A 16,804-nucleotide genomic window follows, 5' to 3' on the forward strand; every position below is an offset into this window, starting at 1 on the left:
ACGGGACGGCGCCGAACCACCACCAGTCCCCGCCGGACCACCACCGGGCGTCGACGACCCACCACCAGACGCCGCCGAACCACCACCGGACGCCGTCGGACCACCACCGGGCGTCGACGACCCACCACCAGACGCCGCCGAACCACCACCGGACGCCGTCGGACCACCACCAGGTGTCGACGACCCACCACCAGACGCCGCCGAACCACCACCGGACGCCGTCGGACCACCACCAGGTGTCGACGACCCACCACCGGACGGCGCCGAACCACCACCAGTCCCCGCCGGACCACCACCGGGCGTCGACGACCCACCACCAGACGCCGCCGAACCACCACCGGACGCCGTCGGGCGGCCACCGGGCGCCGTCGGGCGGCCACCGGGCGCCGTCGGGCGGCCACCGGGCGTCGGCGGGCGGCCACCGGGCGTCGGTGGGCGGCCGCCGGGCGTCGGTGGGCGGCCGCCGGACGCGGGGTTGTTCGGCTCGGTGTCATTCATAGCGGGCGCCGACCCCTTCGATCGAGGCCACCAGTTCCCCGTCGGTCCAGCCGACGGTGTACTCGGCGGCGAGAGAGCCGTTGAACATCACCAGGACGCGGTCGCAGGTACGCAGGTCGGCCAGCTCGTCCGAGACGACGAGCGCCGCCCGTCCCGCCGCCCTGGCCCGGTCGACGACCGACAGCAGCGCCCGCTTGGACTTCACGTCGACACCCGCCGTCGGGTTGATGAGCACCAGGACCGCCGGGTCGGTGGCCAGCGCCCGGCCCATGACGACCTTCTGCTGGTTGCCGCCGGACAGGTCCTTGACCGGCTGGTCCGGGCCGTCCGTCCTGATGTCGAGGTCGGTGATCGTCCGCCGGGCGAAGGCGTTCCGGGCCCGGCGCGAGATCACGCCGAAGCGGCCCAGCCGGTCCGTGACGGTCATGGAGGCGTTCTCGGCCACCGACAGCTCCGGCACCAGCCCCTCGTGGTGCCGGTCGCGCGGCACACAGCCCACGCCCGCCGCGAGCGCCGAGGCGACGCTGCCCGGCCGCGTCGTACGGCCGAGCACCTCGATCCGCCCGCTGTCGGCCCGGTACAGCCCCGCCACCGCCTCGGCGACCTGGTGGCTCCCGGACCCCGCGAGCCCGGTCAGCCCCACCGTCTCGCCGGACCGGACGGCGAAGCTGACGTCCGTGAAGTGCGCGCCGCTCAGCCGGTCCACCCGTACGGCCACGGGCGCGTCCGCCGACGGCGACCGGTTCGCCCCGAACCCGGCAACCGCACCCGCACCCGCGTCCGCGCCCCGCTCTCCGGTCATCGCCCGGACGAGTTCGGTCCTGCCCAGCTCGCCCACGGGTGCCGTGGTGATCCAGCGGGCGTCCCGGAAGACGGTGACGACCTGGCAGACGGCGTACACCTCCTCCAGATGGTGGGAGATGTAGAGAAAGGTGATCCCGGCGCGCTGCAACCGCCGGACGTGGGTGAACAGGCGGTCGATGGCCCGGCTGTCCAGCTGGGCGGTCGGCTCGTCCAGGATGATGAACCGGGTTCCGCGCGAGATCGACCTCGCGATCTCCACCATTTTGGCGTCCTCGACGGTGAGCCGACCGGCCGGCACGTTCTCGTCGACCTCCACACCCCACGCGTCCAGCAGTTCGCGGGCCGCCGAACGCATCCGCCGCCAGCTGATCACCTGGCCGCGAACGGTCGGCTGCCGGTTGACGTACAGGTTCTCGGCGACGGTCAGGCCGGGGATGATCGTCGACTGCTGGTAGACACAGGCGACCCGCCGCTGCCACGCCTCACGGTCCGCCGGAGCGGGCGCGGGTTCCCCGTCGAACAGGACGACACCGCTGTCCGGCCGCTGCAGCCCGGTCAGAATGCTGACCAGGGTCGACTTTCCGGCTCCGTTACGGCCGACGAGAGCATGCGACTCCCCGGCCCGGACGGCGATCCGTACGTCGTCGAGGGCCACGGTGGGCCCGTAACGCTTGTGGATCCCGTGGGCCTCGGCCACGGTCTGGTTGCTCATCGCGGTCTCGCTTCCTGGGCGGGACGGGGGTCCGGAGGGCCGGGGGTCCGGAGGGCCGGGGGTCCGGAGGGCCGGTGTCGCGGGTGTCAGGAGCTCTTGCCGATCTGGTTGCCCCACAGCGACGCGTCGTCGACGTTGGCCCTGGTCACCAGGGGTGCCGAGAGCCGGTCCTCCAGGATTCCGCTGGGCAGCCGGACGATGGTGCTGTCGTGGTCGGTCGGACCCGGGTGGAAGGTCTCGCCCGCCATCGCCCGCTTGATGTAGTAGATGCCGTACTTGGCGTACTGGTCGGCGGGCTGGGAGACGGTCGCGTCGATCTGGCCCTTGCGGATCGCGTCCAGCTCCTGCGGGATGCCGTCGTTGGAGACGATCACGATGTGCTTGGGGTCGCCGGCCGGCACCAGCGCGTCGTGCCGCCGCAGTGTGCTCAGCGTGGGGGCCAGATACACGCCGCCGGCCTGCATGTAGATGCCCTTGATGTCGGGGTGGGCCGTGTACAGCGCCTCCAGACCGGCCGCCGCCCTTTCCGCCTTCCAGACGGCGGGAATGTTCAGCACCCTGATGCCCGGGTAGTTCTTCTTGACGCACGCGCTGAACGCCTCCGACCGGTCCCGCCCGTTGATCGACGCCAGATCGCCCTGGATCTGTACGACCTTGCCCGTCTTCACCGCGGCGCCGATCTGCCGGCACGCCTTCTCCCCGTAGGCGCGGTTGTCCGCGCGGACCACCATCGCGACCTTGCCCTTGTCCGGCGCCACGTCGACGGCGACCACCGGCACGTCCTTGCGCTGCGCGGCGTTCAGCCCGGCGACGATCGCCGCGGAGTCCAGCGGCGAGACGACCAGGCCCTTCACGTCCTGGGAAAGCAGGTTCTGGATGTCGGTGATCTGTTTGCTCGGATCCGAGTCGGAGTTCACCGTCTGCAGCACCCGGACGTCCTGGGCGGCGGCCTGCTTGGGGATGTAGGAGTCGTACGACTCCCAGAACGGCGAGGTGAGCAGCGGCAGCACCACCCCGACCCGGCCCGAACCGGAACCGGCGTTGCTGCCCGAGTCCCCGCCGCAGGCGGTGAGGACCGGTGCGCAGCCGAGTGCGAGGGCTGTTCCCACAGCGGCGATACGTCGCTTCATCATGCTCGGCTCCGAGATCAGTTGTCGTGGTCAGTGGTCAGTGGAAGGCGCCCGGGGGTCTGCGGATGCCGGTCATCCCTCCGTCGACGGCGAGGGCCGTCCCGGTGGTGGATCCGGCCAGTGGTCCGGCGAGGTACGCGATGGCGTCGGCGACCTGCTGGGCGGTGACCAGGCGGCCGGTGGGCTGGCGGGCGACGAGAGCGGCCCGTTCCGCCTCCGGGTCGTCGGAGTGTTCGAGCAGCCGACGCACCCAGGGGGTGTCCACGGTGCCCGGGCTGACGCAGTTGACCCGGATGCCCTCGCCGAGGTGGTCGGCGGCCATCGCGAGGGTCAGCGCGTGCACCGCGCCCTTGCTGGCCGCGTACAGCGCCCGCTGCGGCAGCCCGGCCAGCGCCACGACCGAGCAGGTGTTGACGATGGCCGCTCTGGAGGACCGGCGCAGATACGGCAGTGCCGCCCGGCTGGTGCGGACGATGCCGAGCACGTTGACGTCCAGCACGTGGTGCCACTCGTCGTCGGTGTTGTCCTCGACGGTGCCCAGCGCGCCGATGCCGGCGTTGTTGACCAGGACGTCGAGGCCTCCGAACAGGTCGGCCACCCGGCGTACGGCGTCGGACACCGACGCGGCGTCCCCGACGTCGGCCTCCACCGGGTGCAGCCGTGCGGGCGCGGACCCGGGAACCAGGTCGAGCACCGCGACCCGGCACCCTTTCGCGGCCAGGGTCTCGGCGGTGGCCAGCCCGATCCCGGACGCCCCGCCGGTGACGATGGCGGCCAGCCCCTGGAACTCCTCCCCGGGATTCATACCCGGGAGCCCTCGGCCGAGGACCCGCCGTACGGGACCTGCCAAGCCGCGCCGCCGGGAAACGCGTACGCGGCGAGCGACTCGGGCCGCATCGTCGAGCTGAAGCCGGGGGCGGCCGGGGCCGCGTACCGCCCGCGGACGATCACCACCGGGTCGACGAAATGCTCGTGCAGATGATCGACGTACTCGAGAACCCGGTCCTGGAGGGTGCCGGAGACCGCGAGACAGTCGAACATCGCCAGATGCTGTACGAGCTCGCACAGGCCCACCCCGCCCGCGTGCGGGCACACCGGGATCCCGAACTTGGCCGCGAGCAGGAGGATCGCCAGGTTCTCGTTGACTCCGCCGACCCGGCAGGCATCCAGCTGCACGAAGTCGAGCGCCTCCGCCTGGAGCAGCTGTTTGAACATCACCCGGTTGTGCACGTGTTCGCCGGTCGCCACCCGTACCGGCGCCACCTGCTTGCGGATCGCCGCGAGCCCGAGCACGTCGTCCGGGCTGGTCGGCTCCTCGATCCAGTACGGGTCGAACTCCGCCAGCCGCCGGACCCACCCGACCGCCTCGCCGACGCCCCACCGCTGGTTGGCGTCCAGCGCCAGCCGCACGCCGGGGCCGATCACCTCCCGCGCGGTACGGCACCGCCGTACGTCGTCGTCGAGATCGGCGCCGACCTTGAGCTTGATCTGCCGGAACCCACTGTCCACGGCCTCCCGGGCCAGGTCGGCGACCTTGCTGTCCGGGTAACCGAGCCAGCCGGGGGAGGTGGCATACGCCGGATACCCCTCGGCGAGCAGCCGCGCCTCCCGCTCCGCGATCCCGTCCCGGGCCTGCCGCAGGATCCCGAGCGCCTCGTCGGGCGTGAGCGCGTCCTCCAGGTACCGGAAGTCGATCAACGCGACGACCTGCTCGGGAGCGAGGTCGGCGAGCAGCTTCCACAGCGGCTTCCCCTCGCGCTTCGCGTGCAGATCCCAGACGGCGTTGACGACGGCCCCGATGGCCATATGCATGACGCCCTTCTCGGGCCCGAGCCACCGCAGCTGACTGTCACCGACGAGCGAGCGCGAGAACCCCCCGAGGTCGGCCAGCACCTCCCCGAGCGGCAGCCCCACGACATGCGGCCGCAAGGCGTTGATCGCCGCGACCGCGACCTCGTTCCCCCGGCCGATGGTGAAACAGAACCCGTGCCCTTCCAGCCCGTCCCCGGCATCGGTGCGGATGATCACGTAGGAGGCCGAGTAATCCGGATCGGGATGCATCGCGTCCGACCCCTCGAGCCACCGAGAGGTGGGAAACCGGATGTCGTGGGCGTCCAGCGCGGTGATCGACGTCATCGGGGACTCCAGGGAAATCAGACCTGCCGGCGGGTTCGAACACCCCAAATGAGTCTATATCGACCCAATGATGCCTGTTGGCGGCGCGGGCTGCCGGACGGAAGAGGCCCTCATCCAGCGGCAACTCGAACGGGACCGGCTGCGCGAACTCATCGAGGACGCCGAAGCCGAGCACGGCCCGGTGGATCAGGCCGCGGTCGATACCAAGCGAGCACTCCTGCGCGGCGATGCGGCCGGCTCGGCGGACACCGCGTGAGCGGCACCCTCGTCCTGGACTGCGAGGGCCTGTCCAAACTGGTACGCCGCACACCCGAACTCACCGAGTGGCTGGCCGCCGCCGAGGCCGAGGACATCCGCGTCGTCACCAGCTCCGTCACCCTGGTCGAGGCCCGCGATCCCAGGACCAGCCAGGCCCGCTTCGACCACGCCGCCTCCCGCGTCAATGTCGTCCCGCCCACCGAGGCCATCGCCCGCCACGCGAGCAGACTCCTCGCCGCAGCAGGCCTCCACGGCCACAAATACGCCCTCGCCGCGATCGTGGCGGCCACCGCACTGGCCTCGCCGTCTCCAGTGACAGTCCTGACGTCGGACCCCGAGGACCTCGTGATGCTGTGCGGCCCCGACGTTCGCATCGTGAAGATCTGAACCCTCGTCGGCACGGGCCCAGCAACGATTACGACTGGGACGTCCTGAGGGCGCTCACTCCGTGCAAGAGGTCCTGGGCGTCAGTGGATGTGGCCGTCGGGGCGGCGCAGGCCGAAGCCGAATGCCCTGTCCAGGGCGATGTGGGCGAACCAGCCGAGGCCGCCGACCACCAGCGGCTGGGAGAGGGTCGCCAGGCCGAGCGCCAGTACGGAGGCGGGGGCCACGGGGTTGTGCAGGCCGTTGTAGAGGCCCACGGCCGAGCGCGGCAGGGCGCCTTGGCCGGCCCGCTCCTCGCCGAGCCCTTTCAGGAACGCCACGTCCGGCCCGATCAGGCCCGCCCAGAAGGTCCAGGTGGCCGGGCCGCCGAGGAGGGTGGCCGCGGTCAACGCGCCGATTCCGGCGGCGGCGCTCAGGACTCGGCCCTCGGGAGTAGTCCATGTCCAGAGGTCACGCGGGACATGGGTTACTGCGTGATCTCCGGTGGGTGCGGTCAGGTCGTCGGGTGTGTCGGCCGCCGTGGTCGTGGCAGCAGTCGTGGTCGTGGTCGTGGTCATGTCACGGGTCCTTACGTGTGTGTGTGTGGGGGGGGGTCGGCGGGCGTCGTGGTTCACCAGTCCTCGTCGTCCGGCCCGGATTCCTCTGCCTCCTCGTCGAGCGCGGAGACGAGCGCGTCGACCAGGGCCTCGTCGAGCATGGTGTGCGCCGACCTGTCCCTGGTGGTGCCGAAGCCTGTGTCGCGGACCGCTGTGCTGAGGACGTACGCGTCGTCCACGTAGGAGGTGCGGAAGGACCATTCGGGGCCGGTGGCCGGGGTGCCGTCCCTGCGCCTCACCCCGCCCTGCCCGTCCGGCGTACGGAAGCCGAAGTCTGTGAAGGGGAAGCGCAGGCCCAGGCCGGTGGCCTTGGTGTACGCCTCCTTCAGCGTCCACAGGCGAAGCAGTTCGGGGTTTCGTCGTTGGGGTTGGAGGATTTTTAGGGAGTCGAGTTCGTGGGGGGTGCAGAAGTGGTCGGCCAGACCGCAGCCGTACAGGTCGCGGTCTCCCCGTTCGGCGTCGACGCCGATCGGGCCCCGGCTGCTGAGGCCGACCACCAGCAGTTCGTCCGTGTGACTCAGGCTGATGTCCACCGCGTCGATGCCACGGAGGTAGGGCCGCCCGGTGAGGTGGTACGCCAGTTCCACCGCCTCCGGAGCCACCTCGACCGCCGCGGCCGCCGCGAACTTGAGCAGGATGCGCGATGCCGCGAAGCGCGCTCGTACGTCGGGGTGGGTGAGGTCGAGGTAGCGGGCCCAGTCCCGGCCGAGCAGCGTCCGCAGCCGTGGTCCCGGGACACGTCCCGGTCTCCAGTCCGCCAGCCGGGCATGGAGCACCGTGACCCCGTGCTCGTCGAGTTCAGCGCGGACCGCGTCCCACGAGCCGTACCGGCCGCTGATCCTCAGCGGCTCCCCGAAGCCCGGAATCGGAATCGGAGTCGGTATCGGAGTCGGAGTCTGCATCGAACTCCTCCAACGTGTGTCTGAGGTCGCCGAGCACCTCGGCGGCGGTGGCGCCGTCCACGACCCGGTGATCGAAGGCCAGGCTCAACCGCATCAACGGCGCCACGGCGAGCGCGCCGTCCTTGACCGTGGGCCGCTCGGCCACCTGCCCGAGGCAGACGGTGAGAGCGGTGCCGCCGGTCGAGTGGAAGCCGTGCACGGGCTGATGGCCGAGCGAGCTGACCGAGACCGTGCCGAAGATTTCCGCCCGGCGGCGCGGGTCGCGCAGCGCGGCGGCGAAGGCCAGCCGGCCGAGGGGAGCCGGGAGCCGGTCCAGGCGGCGCAGCCTGGCGAACTCCGGTAGCTCAGCGGTGTGTTGACCCCGGTAGCGGTCGACCCGCTCCTGGATCTCGGCCAGACCTGCCTGCTCCAGGTCGGGAAGGAGCGCCGACAGGACACTGCGTTGGCCGTCGATGTGCCGGTCCAGCGCGAGTTTGGCGGTGACCTGGGGGAAGTGGGCGATTTTCGGGGCGCGCAGCCGGCCGGGCCAGCCCGGTGCCATGACCGCGTTCGCCTCAGGGTGGCGGGCGAGGACCCGGCCGGTGGCCAGGAGCACATAGCTGACCAGGGAGAACTTGCCGCCCGCCGGGGTACGGGCGGTCTGCCGGTGCGCCGTCACCCGGGTCATGTCGACCTCGGTGTCCAGGAACACCGGTCGCTGCCCGGCCGCGTACTCCAGGAAGTAGAGCGTGTGGCGGCGGGCCCGCACCGGCCGTATCGACACGCCGCCGCGATCGACGGTCATGGCCGGCCCGCGAGTTCGTAGACCTCGCGCAGACTGCGCACCTCGAGGAGCTGACCGACGGCGATCCGCCGACCGGTCGCCCGCTCCAGCGAGGTCACCAGCTTGAGCAGATGGAGGGAGTCCCAGTCGGGGAGCGCGTCGAAGTCCGTGCCCAGGGACGACTCGTCCAGCTGCAGTCCGAGCTCGTCACGCAAGAGGGAGAGGAAGTCCTCGACGGATTGGGTGGTGGGGATCACGACTGCACTCCAGTTCGGAAGCAAGGGAAGAAGGGGCTTGGGAAGGGGCTTGGGGAAAGGCTCGGGAAGTCGCTTCGCAAGGGGCTTGGGGTCGGATTTGGGCTGTGCTTGCGGAAGCCTGCCGGGGCTCCGGGGCCATTCATGCGAGCTTCTCCAGGGCGAATCCGCCCTTGATCCACTTGCTGGACTCCACCGCCACGGCCAGCGCCCGTTCACCCCCGGCCATCTGCCCGAACAGTCGTTCCATCTGGAGGAATGGCAGGGCGTTGCCGTTGTTGCCGGTGTCCGCCACGCACGAGACCTCCCGCGCGCCGGGAACCCCGAGCTGCTCGTAGATCCGCCGGGTCATCCGGCCGGCCAGCTGGGGCGGGAGCAGATGGTCCAACTGCTCGGCGGACCAGTCGAGTTCCTCCAGCAGCTCCCAGAGGATCTCCACCGCCATGACCGGGACGGACTCCTCGATCGCCTTGTAGTCCTCGTAGATGGCCTGCTTGTCGCTGTCCCGGTCGGCCAGGCCGAACCACTCGATCACCTGGCCCGGCGCCCGGCCGAGACCGGTCAGGCGGTTCAGGACCCGGCGCAGGGCCACCCGCTCGCCGGTCGGTTCGGGGGACATCACCACGGCACCGGCGCCGTCGCCGAAGAGCACGTAGTTGACCAGCTCGCTCGGGGTGGCCTGGGAGAGGTCGCGGCGCAGGTCGAGATGCTTGCTGCAGACGTCCCCGCCGATCACCAGTCCCCTGCCGCCGGTGCCGGTGACCAAGGTGCGCGCCAGATCCAGCGCCTGTACCGCGCCCGCGCACCCGGACTGCAGTTGGTAGGTGGGGAGTTGGTCGAGGCCGAGCTGCTCGGCGACATGGTTGACGCTGGCCGGCATCAGGGTGTCGGGAGTGGCCGTACCCAGGACGACGAAGTCGATCTCCGCGGCGTCGACGCCCGCCGCGGCCATGGCCCGCTCGCCGGCCTGGGCGCACAGGTCGGCCAGTGTCCAGCGGACCTCGCCGGTGCCGAGGTCGCGGGCGAAGTGCCGGGTCCTGGTGCCGATGAAGACGTCGATCCACTCCTCGTTGACGCCGAGCACCTTGGACAACCGCGCGTTGTCGACGGGATCGCCCGGCAGAGCGGTGCCGACGGCGTTGATGTACGCCTCGCGCTGCTCCTCCATCGCATGTCCTCTCATCTGCTGTCGCTTCTGCTGTCTCTGCTGGTGCGCTGCTGGTGTCGCTTTCGGCGGAGCCGGCGTGGGCCCGCACGGTCAGGAAGCCACCGCTCCGCTGCCGCGCTCCTCCAGGAAACCGACCAGGTCGCCCACCGAGGAGAGCCTCGGCAGGAGGTCCTGGACGGAGATCGGGCCGATCCCGCCGACCGTCTTCTCGATACGGGTCTTCAGCTCCATGACCATCACGGAGTCGAAGCCGAGATCCTCGTAGAGGCGGGACTGCGGGCTGAGCTCGTCCAGGGTGTAGCCGCCCACCTCGGCGACGGCCGCCGCCGCCAGCTCCGCCAACTGCCCGGTGAAGGCGGTGCCCACGGCCGGTCCGATCAGCGCGGTGACCCGTGATGCCTGGGCCGGAGGGACGGCGGCGACCGCCTCGCCGTCGGTCAGGGGCCGCACCGTCGCAAGGGCGGCGGGGCCCCTCCGTATCGGACCGCCGCTCCAGTACCGGTGGGCGTCGGAGAACACGTACGGCGCGAGTCGCGGCGCGGGCCGCCCGTCCTGCGGGTACAGCCTGTCCCAGTGCGGGTCGAGGCCGCCTCGGTACAACTCGGCGAGCAGTTCGGCCAGTTCGGGAGCCCCGCCCTCGCCGGACGGCGCGGGATGCAGTGTGCGGAGGCCCGCCGGTGGGCGCAGACCGCGCAGCAGGCTGTTGAGCACCGGTTTGGGGCCGATCTCCACGGCGTGGGTCGGGTTGGCGCCGAGCAGTGCCTCGGCCGCCTCCGCGAACAGCACCGGGGCGCTGACGTGCTCCACCCAGTAGTCGGCGTCCATCGGTTCGTCGCGCAGCAGCCTGCCCCGGACCGTGGAGAAGACCGGGAGTTGCGGGATGCCGCCGCCGACCTGGGCCGCGACCGCGGCGAAGCGGTCCAGCATGGGTTCCATCAGCGGCGAGTGGAAGGCGTGCGAGACCTGGAGCGCACTCGTTCTCAGGCCCGCCGCGCGGAACAGCCCGGCGAGCCGTTCCAGCGCGGCCAGGTCACCGGACAGGACGGTCCGCCGCGGACCGTTGACCGCGCCGACGCCGACCAGGGGTTCGGCCTCGACGAGCGCGCGGACCTCGTCCACCGGCGCGTTCACGGCGAGCATCCCGCCGCCGGACGGCAGCTCCTGCATCAGCGCGCCCCGGGCGGCGATCAGCCGGGCGCCCTCCTCGAGCCCGAAGACCCCGCCCGTCACGGCGGCCGCGTACTCGCCGACGCTGTGGCCGATCAACAGGGAGGGTTCCACGCCGAGTTCGGCCAGGGTGCGGGCGAGCGCGTATTCGACGGCGAACAGGGCGGGCTGGGTGAGGCCGGTCCGGTGCACCCGTTCGTCCCGCCCGAGGATCAGGTCGCGTACCGACTCGCCGAGGTGCGGCAGCAGGGCCGCGTCGGCCTCGTCCAGGAAGCGGCGGTACAGCTCCGAGTCGCGGTGGAGCCCGGCTGTCATTCCGGGCGACTGGGAGCCCTGGCCGGTGAAGAGGAACGCCGTCTTGGGGCGGCCGACCGGCTGCGCGGTCAGGCGTCCCAGCAGCTCCTCGTCCTCGGCCGCCGCGCGCAGCCCCTCGGCCAGGGCGCCGGTGTCCGTGACCGGCAGGGCGAAGCGAAGCTTGTGCCCGGTCTTCACCCGGTTGCTGCTCCGGCAGAGACCGGCCACGGGTACGCGTCGGCGTGACACCTCCTCCGCCTGTGCGAGCAGGTTGCGGCGCAACGCGTCCGGACCGGTCGCGCTCAGCGTGAACACACCGCCCCCGGCGGGGGCTAGGGAACCGGCGACAGCACGGTTGACCGGCGCCGGAGCCGACGCCAGCACCGCGTGGGCGTTGGTGCCCCCCATCCCGAAGCTGCTCAGCCCCGCCACCGTGGTCCCGGCGGGCAGCCGCAGCGGCGCCTTGAGCAGTCTGAGGCCGTTCCGGGCCAGGCGCAGGTCGGGGTTCTCGCGGCTGGCGAACCGGCTGGCCGGCACCAGCCGGTGCTGCAGCGCCAGCGCGACCTTGATGAGCCCGGCGATACCGGCCGCGCCCTCGGTGTGACCGAGGTTCCCCTTCACCGAGCCCAGCGCCATCGGCTTGCCCTCGCGCCGGCCGTGCAGGTGGCCCAGCGCCTTGACCTCGATCATGTCGCCGAGCACGGTTCCGGTGCCGTGGCCCTCGGTGAAGGTCACCTCGTCGGGCTCGACGCCGGCCCGCCGGTAGGCGGCGGCCAGCACCTCCTGCTGGGACCAGCGGCTGGGCGCGGTGATGCCGTTGCTCCGCCCGTCCTGGTTGACGGCCGTGCCGCGGATCACCGCGTACACCTGCTGCCCGTCGGCCAGGGCGTCCTCCAGACGGCGCAGTACGACGACGCCGACGCCCTCCCCGCGGCCGATGCCGTCGGCGTCCGCGCTGAACGGTTTGCAGCGGCCGTCGGGCGCGGAGAGGCCGGCCTGCGTGTAGAAGATCCCCAGCGCGGGGGTGAGCGCCACGTTGACGCCACCGGCGAGCGCGTAGTCGCACTCGCCGGACAGCAGGGAGTTGCCCGCCAGGTGCACGGCGACCAGGGACGAGGAGCAGGCGGTGTCGACCGCGAGGCTGGGGCCCCTGAGGTCCAGGTGGTAGGAGATCCGGTTGGCCGTCATGCAGTACCCGTTGCCGGACCCCACGTGCGCGGTGATCCGGTCGTAGTCGGTCAGATGCAGCTGCGCCCACTCGTTGCCCATGATGCCGACGAACACACCGGTGGACGTCCCCGCCAGCCGGCCCGGGGCGACGCCGGCGTCCTCCACCGCGCGCCACGCGCACTGGAGCAGCAGCCGCTGCTGCGGGTCCATGGCCGCGGCCTCCCGGGGGGAGACGGTGAAGAACTCGTTGTCGAAGGCGTCCGGGTCGGCGATGAATCCGCCCTCGGCCGTGTTGCTCCGTCCTTCACCGCCCTCCGCGGTGTGGAAGTCCCCGACGTCCCAGCGGTTGCCCGGCACCCGGCCGACACCGTCGCCCGAGCGCGTCAGCAGGTCCCAGTAGGCCGCCGTGTCGGGGGCTCCCGGGAACCGGCAGTCGATGCCGACGATCGCAATGTCGCTCATCGCTCGGCGCCCCCGGCGTTTCCCGAGCTGTCGAACTCCTGCACGAGATAGGCGGCGAGCGCGTGGACGGTGGGGTAGTCCCAGGCGACCGTGGGTTCCAGGACGAGGTCGAACTCGTCCTCGATGTCGCCGCACAGACTCAGCGCGGCGACGGAGTCCAGCCCGTACTCGGCCAGGGGGACGGACGGGTCGATCTCGGTCGGCTCGCGCCGCAGGTAGACCGCGATGCGGTCGGCCAGCCACACGGCGAGCGACTCTTCGGAGCGGTCGGATCCGCCTGCGGGGTTGGCGGTGTTGTCGGTTACGGGGACGGTCATGCCGCGCTCCTTCGTAGTTCGTTGACGCTCGTGGTTCGTTGACGCTCGCAGGCCGGTGACGCTCGCAGGCCGGTGACGCTCGCAGGCCGGTGCGGATGTTCGAAGTCCGTTGCCGCTGTTGGCTGTTCAGCCGGTCAGCGGGGTGTCGTACAGGTCGTAGCTGCGGCCCTCGTGGAAGCGGCGCAGCAGTTCCTCGTGCACCCGCTCCTCGCAGCCGGCGGGCAGTGCCGGAGGACGCCAGCCCAACCGGCGGACCAGCCGGTGCAGGGCGGCGGCGGTCCAGGACGGGTCGGCCAGGAAGGCGTCGCCGCCGACCCTGGCCTGCCGCCAGACACCGAGTACCGACGACGCCGCGAGGAGTACGGCGTACCGGTCGGCCAGGGCGAAGCTGTGCGGGCGGGCCAGCGAGGTGCGGTCCGCCGAGGAGAGCCCGAGGCTTGCTTCCCGGAGCCCGTGCAGCTCGTCCACCAGGCGCAGGGCGAGACCCTGGACCGCCTGCTCCTGCGGGGTGCCGCTCGGCAGTTCGTCGAGCGCGGTGACCAGGGAGGCGCTGAGGCCGTCCTGGCCGCTGGCGAGGGTCAGCCGGTCGAAGGGGATCGCGGGCAGGTCGGCGCGCGGCCGGAACAGCTCGGCCGGAGCGGGCGCGTCCCTGAACCAGGACCGCTTCGCGAGCCGGGGCAGCTGCGGGATGATCGTGGCCTGGCAGGCGGCCGATCCCGCGTGGCCCAGACTGAGCACCGGAAGATCCCGGAGATGCTTCTGGAAGACGCCGAACTCGCCGTCGCGCACATAGAACCTGGCCCCGAGCACGACCGACAGCTCGTTCATGACCTCGGTGAGGACCCTGGGTACGAGGTACTTGACGGCGGCGCCGTAGACGCTGGTCTGCTCCGGGAGGAGATGGACCGCGCGGGTGCCGGCCAGGGAGAAGCTGTCGCAGATCAGCAGGTCCAGGAAGGCGCCCGTGAGGACGCCTCTGGCATGCGGGATCTCCATGACCGACCTGCGGTACAGCTGCCGTCCCACGGCGAAGCGCACCACGGTACGCAGACCGGTGTCGGCGGCGCCCAGTGCCATCCCGGGGACCGCGCTGCGGGTGATCTGGAAGGAACGCAGCGCCAGTTCGACGCCCTGCCCCTGCTCGCCGACAAGAGTGCCCCCGGGGACCTCGCAGTCGTCGAACTCCAGGCCGGAGAGTGTGCAGCCCCGGACGCCGACCGTCTCGTAGCGCGGGAGCACCCGCAGCCGTTCCCGGTCCACCTGGCCCGGCTCGACCATCAGTACGGAGTGGCTGCGGCTGCCGGGGGCGTCGGAGGTACGGCTGAACAGCAGCCATGCCTGGGCCCGGTGGGCGTTGTTGATGACCTGCTTGGCGCCCCGCAGACGGAAACCGGAGCCGTCCGGAGTGGCCCGGAACTCGTTGCGGAGGAAGTCGTTGCCGTGCGCCAGCTCGTGATAGGCGACCGAGGCCTTGCCGCCGTCGAGGAGGAGATCGGCCAGGCGGCGCTGCTGAGCGGCGCTGCCCGCCGTCCAGACGTTGACCGCGGCCATGAAGGAGGTGACGCCGTAGCCGAGCCCGAGCGTGATGTCCCGGCGGAACGCCTGGCGGACCACCCGGACCAGGGTGTCGATCCGCTCCAGACGGCCGCCGAGGTGGGCGGGCACGAACTCGGCGTTGAACACCAGCCCGTCCAGGAGCTTCTCCGCGCTCTCCGGCAGTTCCCTGGCCTCGTCCGCTTCGAGCAGACGGGCGAAGCCCACCGGGTTGGCCGGGTCCGTCGGATCGCCGAAGGCCTGTTCCAGCTCGGCCACCCGGGCGACGATGCCTGCCTCGGTCGTCATGATGTGCTCTCACCTTCTCTTCGGGCCAGGGCCGGGGCCAGGGAGAACGGCAGCAGCGAGACCAGCGCGCCGTCCGCGTGCCGGGCAGTGACCTGTTCGAGCAGTTCCTCGTGGACGTCCGTGTCCTCGGGGCCGGGCGCGTCTTCGGGGCCGGGCGCGTCTTCGGGGCCGGCCGCACCGAGGCGGACCAGGAGCCGGGACAGCGCCGCGCGCAGCCACAGCCCGTCCTGCCAGAGCCCTGCGGTGTCCGACCGCTCGGCGGCCTCGTGGTTGTGCGTCCACAGGCCGAGACAGACGGCTCCGGCGAAGCACAGGGTGTAGCGCTTGGCCACCTCGAACGCCTCCGGTGGCACATCCGCCACCACGTTCTGGTGCGCCTCCATGGCGTCGTGCACCTCGTCGGTCACCGTCAGCAGACGTTCCGCCGCGGCCAGCGCCGGCTTGAGCGGCGGGGAGTCGGCGGCGGCCTCGCGCAGCGCCGTCACCAGGGCGGGCAGCGAGGCGAGCACCCCGCTGCCGTGCCGTGCGACCAGGGACAGCCGCTCGGGGGCGAGCGGTTCCAGCGGCGCGCCGAGGTCGAAGGCCGCCGCCGCGCCCGCCGTGTCCCCGGTGCCGCGCCGGTAACCGCGTACCAGGCTTCTGAACTGGCTGATCAGGGAGTTGAGGTTGACCAGGGTGTTGCCGTCGAAGAGACCGACGATCCGGTTGTCACGGTCGACCTTCTGGAACCTGCCTTGGGCGTAGACATCGCTCAGGAAGGCACGTGACCCCAGCAGCCGGGTCAGTTCCGCGATCACCGCCTCGGTGCTGGTCGGCAGCAGGTACTTCACGACGGCGGCGCTGACGCTGAGTTCGGCGGTCGTCGTCTGGACCGCCCGCGCCGCCACCAGGGCGAGGGCCTCTCCGGTGAGGACGTCGATGGCGGCGGTGGCCAACGTCCGCCGTGCGACCGGCAGTTCGGCCAGGCGGCGTCCGTACAGTTCGCGCTGATCCGTGAAGTCCATCGCCAGGGCCAGCGCGTGGTCGGCGGCGCCCAGCGACAGGGCCGCGCACATCGTGCGGGTGAGCTGCAGTGCCTTGAGCACGGTCTCCAGGCCGGTGCCCGGCGCGCCGACAAGCGCCGAGGCCGGGACCTCGGCGTCGCTGAACGCGATCCCCGAGATGTCGGCGCCCCGGATACCGAGGGTCGGCACCTTGTCGAGGTGGCGGTAACTGCCGTCGGTGAGCCGGCGTTTGTCCACCAGGAGCACGCTGAAACCGCGCGGCCCGCCGCTCGCCTCCGTACGGGTGAGAAGGGACAGCAGGGTGCCCCGGGTGGCGTTGTTGATCAGCCATTTCTCGCCGCTGACCAGGTATCCGCCGCCCTCCTGGCCTTCGCCGCCGACCTCGCCCGCGAGCAGGTCGCTGCCGTGTCCGCGTTCGGTGAGGCCCAGGGAGACCGGTACCCCGGCGAGGATGTCCGCGCCGAGTGCCGCCGCCTGCTCGGCCGACCCGGACACCCAGACGCAGACCCCGCCCAGATAGGTCTTGCCGTGCCCGATGGCCACGGTGAGATCGCGCCGGGCCACCGCGCGCATCAGCTGCAGGACCTGCTCGTAGTCGGTGAGCCGGCCACCGTGCTGGGCCGGGACGTAGTACTCGTGGACGCCGAGGGACTCCAGCTGACGGCAGATGTCGGCGGGGAACTCCTCGCGTTCGTCGAGGGCCAGACAGTTCGCGTGGCTGAAGAGCGTCGCCGGGTCCTCGGGGTCACCGAGCTGATGCTCCAGCCGCTCCGCCAGTCGGTAGGGGGTGTGGTCCATGGGTCAGCCCACCGGGCTCGGTACGCGCCCGGCCCGGCCGGAGGCGGTGCGAGTGTCGCGACGGCCTCGGCGACCGTGGCGCACCGCTTCGGTGGACGTGTGGAGATACGTCAAAGTCTTCTCCTCGACTGGACTCGACTGGACC

The 16,804-nt window shown here is 71.6% G+C and carries 15 protein-coding genes and 1 pseudogene; 3 read left to right on the forward strand and 13 right to left on the reverse strand.

The window, feature by feature from the left end; genetic code table 11:
- Positions 1–500, forward strand: a pseudogene (locus tag ABZ855_RS25565) (hypothetical protein); the annotation flags it as partial.
- Here ABZ855_RS25565 and ABZ855_RS25570 read toward each other — a convergent pair.
- The 4 genes from ABZ855_RS25570 to ABZ855_RS25585 all read right to left on the reverse strand — a co-directional run bounded on the left by ABZ855_RS25570 (position 491) and on the right by ABZ855_RS25585 (position 5,280).
- Positions 491–2,014 (reverse strand): sugar ABC transporter ATP-binding protein, encoded by a 1,524-nt coding sequence (locus ABZ855_RS25570; RefSeq protein WP_360810531.1) that lies wholly within the window; start codon positions 2,012–2,014, stop codon positions 491–493. The pseudogene ABZ855_RS25565 and the gene ABZ855_RS25570 overlap by 10 nt on opposite strands.
- 86 nt (positions 2,015–2,100) lie before the next feature.
- Positions 2,101–3,144 carry a sugar ABC transporter substrate-binding protein gene (locus tag ABZ855_RS25575; RefSeq protein ID WP_360810754.1) on the reverse strand — a complete coding sequence of 348 codons (1,044 nt, stop codon included), beginning with the start codon at positions 3,142–3,144 and terminating at the stop codon, positions 2,101–2,103.
- Positions 3,145–3,181: 37 nt separating this feature from the next.
- On the reverse strand, positions 3,182–3,949 hold the full coding sequence (locus tag ABZ855_RS25580; protein WP_360810533.1) for an SDR family oxidoreductase: 768 nt from the start codon (positions 3,947–3,949) through the stop codon (positions 3,182–3,184).
- Entirely contained in the window at positions 3,946–5,280 is a 1,335-nt protein-coding gene (locus ABZ855_RS25585) for an L-fuconate dehydratase (RefSeq protein ID WP_360810535.1), read from the reverse strand. The genes ABZ855_RS25580 and ABZ855_RS25585 overlap by 4 nt, the downstream gene beginning before the upstream one ends.
- Positions 5,281–5,347: 67 nt before the next feature.
- On the opposite strand from ABZ855_RS25585, the gene ABZ855_RS25590 reads away from it, so the two are divergent.
- Together ABZ855_RS25590 and ABZ855_RS25595 are read left to right on the forward strand one after the other, a co-directional pair.
- Positions 5,348–5,536, forward strand: a complete 189-nt coding sequence (locus tag ABZ855_RS25590) for a hypothetical protein (protein WP_360810537.1) — start codon at positions 5,348–5,350, stop codon at positions 5,534–5,536.
- Positions 5,533–5,925 (forward strand): type II toxin-antitoxin system VapC family toxin, encoded by a 393-nt coding sequence (locus ABZ855_RS25595; RefSeq protein WP_360810538.1) that lies wholly within the window; start codon positions 5,533–5,535, stop codon positions 5,923–5,925. Before ABZ855_RS25590 ends, ABZ855_RS25595 begins: the two co-directional genes overlap by 4 nt.
- Positions 5,926–6,005: 80 nt before the next feature.
- Here ABZ855_RS25595 and ABZ855_RS25600 read toward each other — a convergent pair whose 3' ends face one another.
- The 9 genes from ABZ855_RS25600 to ABZ855_RS25640 all read right to left on the reverse strand — a co-directional run bounded on the left by ABZ855_RS25600 (position 6,006) and on the right by ABZ855_RS25640 (position 16,659).
- Positions 6,006–6,479, reverse strand: a complete 474-nt coding sequence (locus tag ABZ855_RS25600; RefSeq protein ID WP_360810540.1) for a DUF4260 family protein — start codon at positions 6,477–6,479, stop codon at positions 6,006–6,008.
- A 53-nt stretch (positions 6,480–6,532) separates the two neighbouring features.
- Positions 6,533–7,420 (reverse strand): 4'-phosphopantetheinyl transferase superfamily protein, encoded by an 888-nt coding sequence (locus ABZ855_RS25605; protein WP_360810542.1) that lies wholly within the window; start codon positions 7,418–7,420, stop codon positions 6,533–6,535.
- Positions 7,317–8,183: a 2-oxo acid dehydrogenase subunit E2 gene (locus ABZ855_RS25610; protein ID WP_360810544.1), complete on the reverse strand. Its 867-nt coding sequence runs from the start codon at positions 8,181–8,183 to the stop codon at positions 7,317–7,319. The genes ABZ855_RS25605 and ABZ855_RS25610 overlap by 104 nt, the downstream gene beginning before the upstream one ends.
- 17 nt (positions 8,184–8,200) lie before the next feature.
- Entirely contained in the window at positions 8,201–8,440 is a 240-nt protein-coding gene (locus ABZ855_RS25615; RefSeq protein ID WP_360810546.1) for an acyl carrier protein, read from the reverse strand.
- A 139-nt stretch (positions 8,441–8,579) separates the two neighbouring features.
- Positions 8,580–9,605: a 3-oxoacyl-ACP synthase III family protein gene (locus ABZ855_RS25620; RefSeq protein WP_360810548.1), complete on the reverse strand. Its 1,026-nt coding sequence runs from the start codon at positions 9,603–9,605 to the stop codon at positions 8,580–8,582.
- A 90-nt stretch (positions 9,606–9,695) separates the two neighbouring features.
- On the reverse strand, positions 9,696–12,698 hold the full coding sequence (locus ABZ855_RS25625; RefSeq protein WP_360810550.1) for a beta-ketoacyl synthase N-terminal-like domain-containing protein: 3,003 nt from the start codon (positions 12,696–12,698) through the stop codon (positions 9,696–9,698).
- The gene (locus ABZ855_RS25630; protein WP_360810552.1) at positions 12,695–13,015 is read right to left on the reverse strand and encodes an acyl carrier protein; all 321 of its coding nucleotides are present in this window, start codon (positions 13,013–13,015) and stop codon (positions 12,695–12,697) included. The genes ABZ855_RS25625 and ABZ855_RS25630 overlap by 4 nt, the downstream gene beginning before the upstream one ends.
- A 126-nt stretch (positions 13,016–13,141) precedes the next feature.
- A complete protein-coding gene (locus ABZ855_RS25635) occupies positions 13,142–14,857 on the reverse strand; it encodes an acyl-CoA dehydrogenase (protein ID WP_360810553.1) in 1,716 nt (571 codons plus the stop codon).
- Positions 14,854–16,659 (reverse strand): acyl-CoA dehydrogenase family protein, encoded by a 1,806-nt coding sequence (locus ABZ855_RS25640; RefSeq protein WP_360810555.1) that lies wholly within the window; start codon positions 16,657–16,659, stop codon positions 14,854–14,856. Before ABZ855_RS25640 ends, ABZ855_RS25635 begins: the two co-directional genes overlap by 4 nt.
- Positions 16,660–16,804 lie beyond the last annotated feature (145 nt).

The sequence above is a fragment of the Streptomyces sp. NPDC047042 genome, assembly GCF_040644035.1.
Taxonomy (GTDB): Bacteria; Actinomycetota; Actinomycetes; order Streptomycetales; family Streptomycetaceae; genus Streptomyces.

What these genes read in the sequence shown, in the direction of transcription:
- ABZ855_RS25635 (WP_360810553.1), bottom strand. Translation starts at nt 14,857, where the DNA reads ATGACGACCGAGGCAGGCATCGTCGCCCGGGTGGCCGAGCTGGAACAG.
- ABZ855_RS25570 (WP_360810531.1), bottom strand. Translation starts at nt 2,014, where the DNA reads ATGAGCAACCAGACCGTGGCCGAGGCCCACGGGATCCACAAGCGTTAC.
- ABZ855_RS25590 (WP_360810537.1), top strand. Translation starts at nt 5,348, where the DNA reads ATGATGCCTGTTGGCGGCGCGGGCTGCCGGACGGAAGAGGCCCTCATC.
- ABZ855_RS25640 (WP_360810555.1), bottom strand. Translation starts at nt 16,659, where the DNA reads ATGGACCACACCCCCTACCGACTGGCGGAGCGGCTGGAGCATCAGCTC.
- ABZ855_RS25630 (WP_360810552.1), bottom strand. Translation starts at nt 13,015, where the DNA reads ATGACCGTCCCCGTAACCGACAACACCGCCAACCCCGCAGGCGGATCC.
- ABZ855_RS25580 (WP_360810533.1), bottom strand. Translation starts at nt 3,949, where the DNA reads ATGAATCCCGGGGAGGAGTTCCAGGGGCTGGCCGCCATCGTCACCGGC.
- ABZ855_RS25600 (WP_360810540.1), bottom strand. Translation starts at nt 6,479, where the DNA reads ATGACCACGACCACGACCACGACTGCTGCCACGACCACGGCGGCCGAC.
- ABZ855_RS25605 (WP_360810542.1), bottom strand. Translation starts at nt 7,420, where the DNA reads ATGCAGACTCCGACTCCGATACCGACTCCGATTCCGATTCCGGGCTTC.
- ABZ855_RS25575 (WP_360810754.1), bottom strand. Translation starts at nt 3,144, where the DNA reads ATGAAGCGACGTATCGCCGCTGTGGGAACAGCCCTCGCACTCGGCTGC.
- ABZ855_RS25620 (WP_360810548.1), bottom strand. Translation starts at nt 9,605, where the DNA reads ATGGAGGAGCAGCGCGAGGCGTACATCAACGCCGTCGGCACCGCTCTG.
- ABZ855_RS25585 (WP_360810535.1), bottom strand. Translation starts at nt 5,280, where the DNA reads ATGACGTCGATCACCGCGCTGGACGCCCACGACATCCGGTTTCCCACC.
- ABZ855_RS25625 (WP_360810550.1), bottom strand. Translation starts at nt 12,698, where the DNA reads ATGAGCGACATTGCGATCGTCGGCATCGACTGCCGGTTCCCGGGAGCC.